This window comes from Terriglobales bacterium (assembly GCA_035567895.1).
Classification (GTDB): domain Bacteria; phylum Acidobacteriota; class Terriglobia; order Terriglobales; family Acidobacteriaceae; genus Gp1-AA112.
The window spans coordinates 1-4,847 of the sequence record DATMPC010000075.1; the positions used below are offsets into that span (position 1 = coordinate 1).

4 protein-coding genes and 1 pseudogene are annotated in these 4,847 nt (G+C 55.4%); 3 read left to right on the plus strand and 2 right to left on the minus strand.

Annotated elements, in window-relative coordinates; all coding sequences use genetic code 11:
• The first annotated feature begins 268 nt into the window (after nt 1–268).
• The 3 genes and pseudogenes from VNX88_15615 to VNX88_15625 all read left to right on the plus strand — a co-directional run bounded on the left by VNX88_15615 (nt 269) and on the right by VNX88_15625 (nt 3,551).
• The gene (locus tag VNX88_15615; GenBank protein HWY70097.1) at nt 269–2,665 is read left to right on the plus strand and encodes a sigma 54-interacting transcriptional regulator; all 2,397 of its coding nucleotides are present in this window, start codon (nt 269–271) and stop codon (nt 2,663–2,665) included.
• A gap of 126 nt (nt 2,666–2,791) precedes the next feature.
• Nucleotides 2,792–2,968 carry a hypothetical protein gene (locus tag VNX88_15620; protein HWY70098.1) on the plus strand — a complete coding sequence of 59 codons (177 nt, stop codon included), beginning with the start codon at nt 2,792–2,794 and terminating at the stop codon, nt 2,966–2,968.
• Nucleotides 2,969–3,203: 235 nt separating this feature from the next.
• Nucleotides 3,204–3,551: pseudogene (locus VNX88_15625) on the plus strand (transposase).
• 674 nt (nt 3,552–4,225) lie between these two features.
• Here VNX88_15625 and VNX88_15630 read toward each other — a convergent pair.
• Both VNX88_15630 and VNX88_15635 read right to left on the minus strand, forming a co-directional pair.
• Nucleotides 4,226–4,552, minus strand: a complete 327-nt coding sequence (locus VNX88_15630; protein HWY70099.1) for an NIPSNAP family protein — start codon at nt 4,550–4,552, stop codon at nt 4,226–4,228.
• A gap of 21 nt (nt 4,553–4,573) precedes the next feature.
• A partial coding sequence (locus VNX88_15635) for a nitroreductase family protein (GenBank protein HWY70100.1) occupies nt 4,574–4,847 on the minus strand: 274 nt, incomplete at its 5' end.

The window sequence follows — 4,847 nt, forward strand, 5'->3', positions numbered from 1 at the left end:
GAGTATGGGTTGACGAGCAGCTCAGCTTTAACCCTTGGCATAGTCTGGCCGCGCATCGCCCCCTCGGCAACATCATGCGTGCGCGGTTCAAGGCATACCAAGCGTCCAGTCACTTTCGCCACAGCGCAGAGGGACGTCAGATGGTTGAGCCTCGAACCATCGAAGAAATGCCCGACTAGGTGCTCCATGGTTTCGAACAGCAAAGAAGTTAGATTGGATTCCTTGATGCGTTAGCTCTCCCATTTCGTATTAGATCGGTTCGAAATCCATGCAATCTACCTCAAAACCTTCATGCTTGCTCGCCGGAGAGAATTTCGTTCTGGAAGTGGCTGCCAAGGGCAATTCGCTGGAATCCATTCTGGAATCCCTATGCAGGGTCGTCGAACAGACCGCCAACGGATGTCTCTGCAGCGTCCTTGTGCTCGATTCCAGTGGCTCGACAATTCAGCAGGCAGTTGCGCCGAGCCTTCCATCCAGCTATAACGACCGGTTTCCAGGCATGCCGGTGGGTCTAGAAGGAGGACCTTGCGCTAAGGCTGCGCGCCACAAAACACAAGTGATCGTGTCGAACGTGTCTTCGGACACGCAATGGGACGCGTATGGATGGCGTGGCACCGCATTGAAGCACGGACTGAAAGCGTGCTGGTCCACGCCGATTCTGGCGTCGAACTGGGTCGTATTGGGGACATTCGGGATCTATTGGCGAGAGCCGCGAAACCCAACTGAACACGATCAAAAAGTCATCGAGCAGGTCACGCACCTTGCATCCGTCTTAATTGAGAGGAAACACAACGAGTTGGCCCTTCGACAGAACGAGGAACGTTTTCGTCTTATCGTCGATACGATTCCCGGATTCGTTTGTACTTTCAAAGCGAGTGGCGAGGTCGAACTTCTCAACCACCAGCTCCTGGAATATTTCGGTAAGAGGATTGAGGAAAGGAAAAATTCGCAGAAGAATTTCCCTACCTTCGAGCACGTACATCCGGATGACCTTCCCCGCGTAATGGAAGCGTATGGTCGTTGGCTTGAATCCGGGCAGCCGCATGGCCTTGAGTTCCGTCTGCGGCGCGCCGACGGTGTGTACCGCTGGTTTCAATCAAGCGCCCTCCCCGCGCGAGATACGGAAGGGCATATCACCGGATTGTACATATTGTTGACTGACATTGACGACCGGAAGCGCGCTGAGGATGCCCTGCGTGCGAGCGAAACCAATTTGCGCCTCATCATCGACGCCATTCCTCAGTTCATCGCTGCTTTCGGGACTGACATGAAACTTCAGTACGCGAATCAAGCCGTAAGGGAGTACACCGGCTTAACAACAGAGGAACTTATGTCGGAAGACCAACGTGACGTCGTCTTTCTTCGGGAGGATTCCGAGAGATTGCGCGAGCAGCGCGAAGTGGCAATCTCGCGAGGGGGCCCATTCGAGTACGAACGACGAGTGCGCCGCAGGGATGGTCAGTATCGTTGGTTCCTAGCCCGATACAACCCGCTGCGGGACGATCGAGGAGAGATTATCCGTTGGTATGCGACCGGTACCGACATCGACGATCGCAAACAGGCGGAAGAAAGAACGCGGCAAGAGAACTTCGCGTTGCGAGAGCAAATCGATCAGGCCTTCATGTTCGAGGAGATCGTAGGCTCTTCGCCCGCCTTGAAAGCTGTTCTCTCAGGTATCGTGAAAGTCGCTCCCACCGACTGTACGGTGCTGATCACGGGCGAAACAGGTACCGGGAAGGAACTGATTGCGCGCGCTATACATAGGGGTTCGCAACGTGCCGACCATGCCTTTGTTAGCGTGAACTGCGCCGCGATTCCTTCTTCACTCATCGCCTCGGAATTGTTTGGCCACGAGAAGGGAGCATTTACTGGTGCCCTGCAGCGTCGAGAGGGTCGCTTTGAGTTAGCGCACGCGGGCACGATTTTTCTTGATGAAATCGGCGAGCTTCCCCTGGAAACTCAGATTGCATTGCTTCGCGTGCTCCAGGAGCGTCAATTTGAACGGGTCGGGGGTAGCCGTGTCATTCGCACTGATGTTCGAATCATAGCCGCTACCAACCGCGATTTATCGACAGCGATTAACGCAGGCATCTTCCGAGCTGATCTCTTTTACAGACTAAACGTCTTCCCAATCTGTGCGCCGCCTCTCCGGAATCGAAAGGAAGACATCCCGATGCTGGTCGAGTACTTCGTGAAGCGCTACGCGGACAAGGTCCGAAAGCAAATCAGTAAGATCGACAAACACACGCTTAAGCTATGTCAGTCCTATCATTGGCCAGGCAATATTCGGGAACTCCAAAATATTGTCGAGAGATCCGTAATCCTCTGCACCGGGGATACCTTTTGGGTCGATGAGGCCTGGCTTTCTAGCCGGAAGGCATTTCGCGCGGAGTCGTTAGGTCCTCTCCTGCAGAACCTTCATGACTATGAGAAGGAACTCATCGAAGGGGCTCTTGCCGAAAGCAACGGAAAAGTTGGTGGGCCAAATGGTGCGGCTACGAGACTTGGAATTCCACGGTCGACGCTGGAGTCGAAGATCAAACAGCTCAACATAAAGAAATACTCCTTCCAGCAGGTCCAATCGTTCAACACCCAGAATTCTGGCAATTCCCAAGTTCCTGCCACTCCAGTTTCATCTTCGAGCCCTGTTTTCAGCGACATCTAAATTGGACATACGATTGCATTACTCATGACCGGTGACCGATGACTTTCAGGATCGAGACTGCGATACGGGGGAGATTCATAGTGTTCGTCCTCAGTGGCCGAAATCGAAACACCGGCGATAGCCGAGTTGAGGTCACTTTTTAAGCTCCAGACGGACGGCCTGCACATCGTTCTAGATCTGAAGGACGTTAGCCTGGTTGATCGCGACGTGCTCCGCTTTCTCGTTAGTTGTGAAGCGGATGGCGTGAGGCTTGAGAACTGCGCTCCATATATTCGCGAATGGATTGAGCGAGAAAAGGATTGAGAGAGAGGTGGCACTGGCGGCTTGTCGTTCAGCCCGAAGACATTGCTCGAGCCATGCTCGCAACGGAGGACGGCTTATGGAGTGATCTGCTCCCGCCAAAGGCATGCAGCTGCAGGAGATCAAGCAGCAACTAAGGATGCGCATGCATGATCCCGTGCCTCAGACCGGCGCGTGGCTCAGCCGCGTCTTCCGCGGCAAGTTCGTCGCCGGACTGCGGCGCCTCTTTGCCCGCCATCGGTTGGGTTTTTTCGGCGAGTGCATGCCGCTCCATGAGGAGAAGCACTTCGCCCTCTTCCTGCGCACGCTTTATCGGCAAGACTGGGTCGTCTATGCCAAGCCGCCCTTCGGCGGCCCCGAGCATGTGCTGCATTACCTGGCACGCTACACCCACCGCGTTGCTATCTCCAACCATCGCCTACTCCCTGTCTCAGCTTCCGAGGTCCGCTTCCGCTGGAAAGACTACGCACACGGCAGCAAACAACGCACCATGACGCTTGCCTCCGAAGAGTTCCTGCGCCGCTTCCTCCAGCATGTGCTGCCGCGGGGCTTTCCCCGCATCCGCTACTTCGGCTTCCTGGCCAACCGCCGACGCGCCCGTCTGCTGCCACTCTGCCACGCTTGCTCTACCAGGCTCCTCCCGCCGAGACTTCTTCCGCCGCACAACCCACCACGCTATGGAAGTGCCCGCGCTGCCATGGACTCATGCATCTGGTCGAACGGCTCTCGGTCGCACAACTCTTCTTCGCTCAACGAAAGGAGGTACACCTGCTTGACTCTTCCTAGCCCCCAGATCAAAGCGCTGCTCATCGTATGCTTCACCGCACACTCACTGGAAGTGTGCCTCAGCTCAGAAAACAGCCCTTTCCGTCCAACCTTCGCTGCGTTCTGCAGCGGCTCCCCGCATGGGTTGCGCCTGGTTGCGGAGAACCTCCACTCCATTCAGCACGTCTCGTCTGACTCTCTCAGCACGTCCCAGCGAATGAAAAACCCATAGCCGCCAGCATCCTTGCCCGCCGCACCAGCGCCTTCCTTCAAACCGCTCTATCCGACCTGCTCCGCTCTGGCATCCACTGCCCACGCCTGATCCCGCGGAGCAGCTCCGATAGAGTCCTGACGTTATACATCCGCATGAAATGGAGCGGATCACTAATGATGCTGCATGGCGAGTCGAAAAGAGCGCTGGGCTGTATCTATGGATCAGCCCCTGAAGTAGCAGAGCGGCGATCAGGCCGTACTAGAATGACAAACGGTGACTTGTCATTTGGCTGCTGAGAAGTTCGTTGGTCTCAAGAGAGAGCTTTCGATATCGATGATCAAAGGGCCGTCCTCCTCTGTCGATTTACGGATGGCCAGCCATTCAGCGTCTGACTCAAACGCATCCCACTGTTCTTGGCGCTTCGCAAGCGACTCCCATGCGAGCAGATAAGTCAGGTGTTGTTCTGAGCGACCAACGATTGTCGTCCAGAACCCGACTTGCAGGATGCCATGGCGGACCATTATCGGCAAGGTTTGATGTTCGAAGCGTGTCAGCAGAGCCGCCATGCGGCCCTGCACCACTCTGTAAACACGAAGCTCGTAGATCATGTGTCTCCTGACAATCCGGATTTAGGCAAAGCTGAGCACTTCGGTCAGCGGGCGTCTGCTTTTTTGCGGCCAGTTATTGGTAGCTGCTCGACCAATCGCAACCAACATTACTGGAATCTCATCGGGGAGAAGGCTGAATTCACTCGCGACGGCCACAGGATCGAAGCCGATCATCGGGGAAGAGCCGAACCCATGCACTTCGGCGGCATATAGAAGTGACGCAGCTCCAAATGTAGCGCTTCGTATCGCTTCATCCCGCTGCATTTGCGGCTTATCGTCGTACAGACCTTTAGCC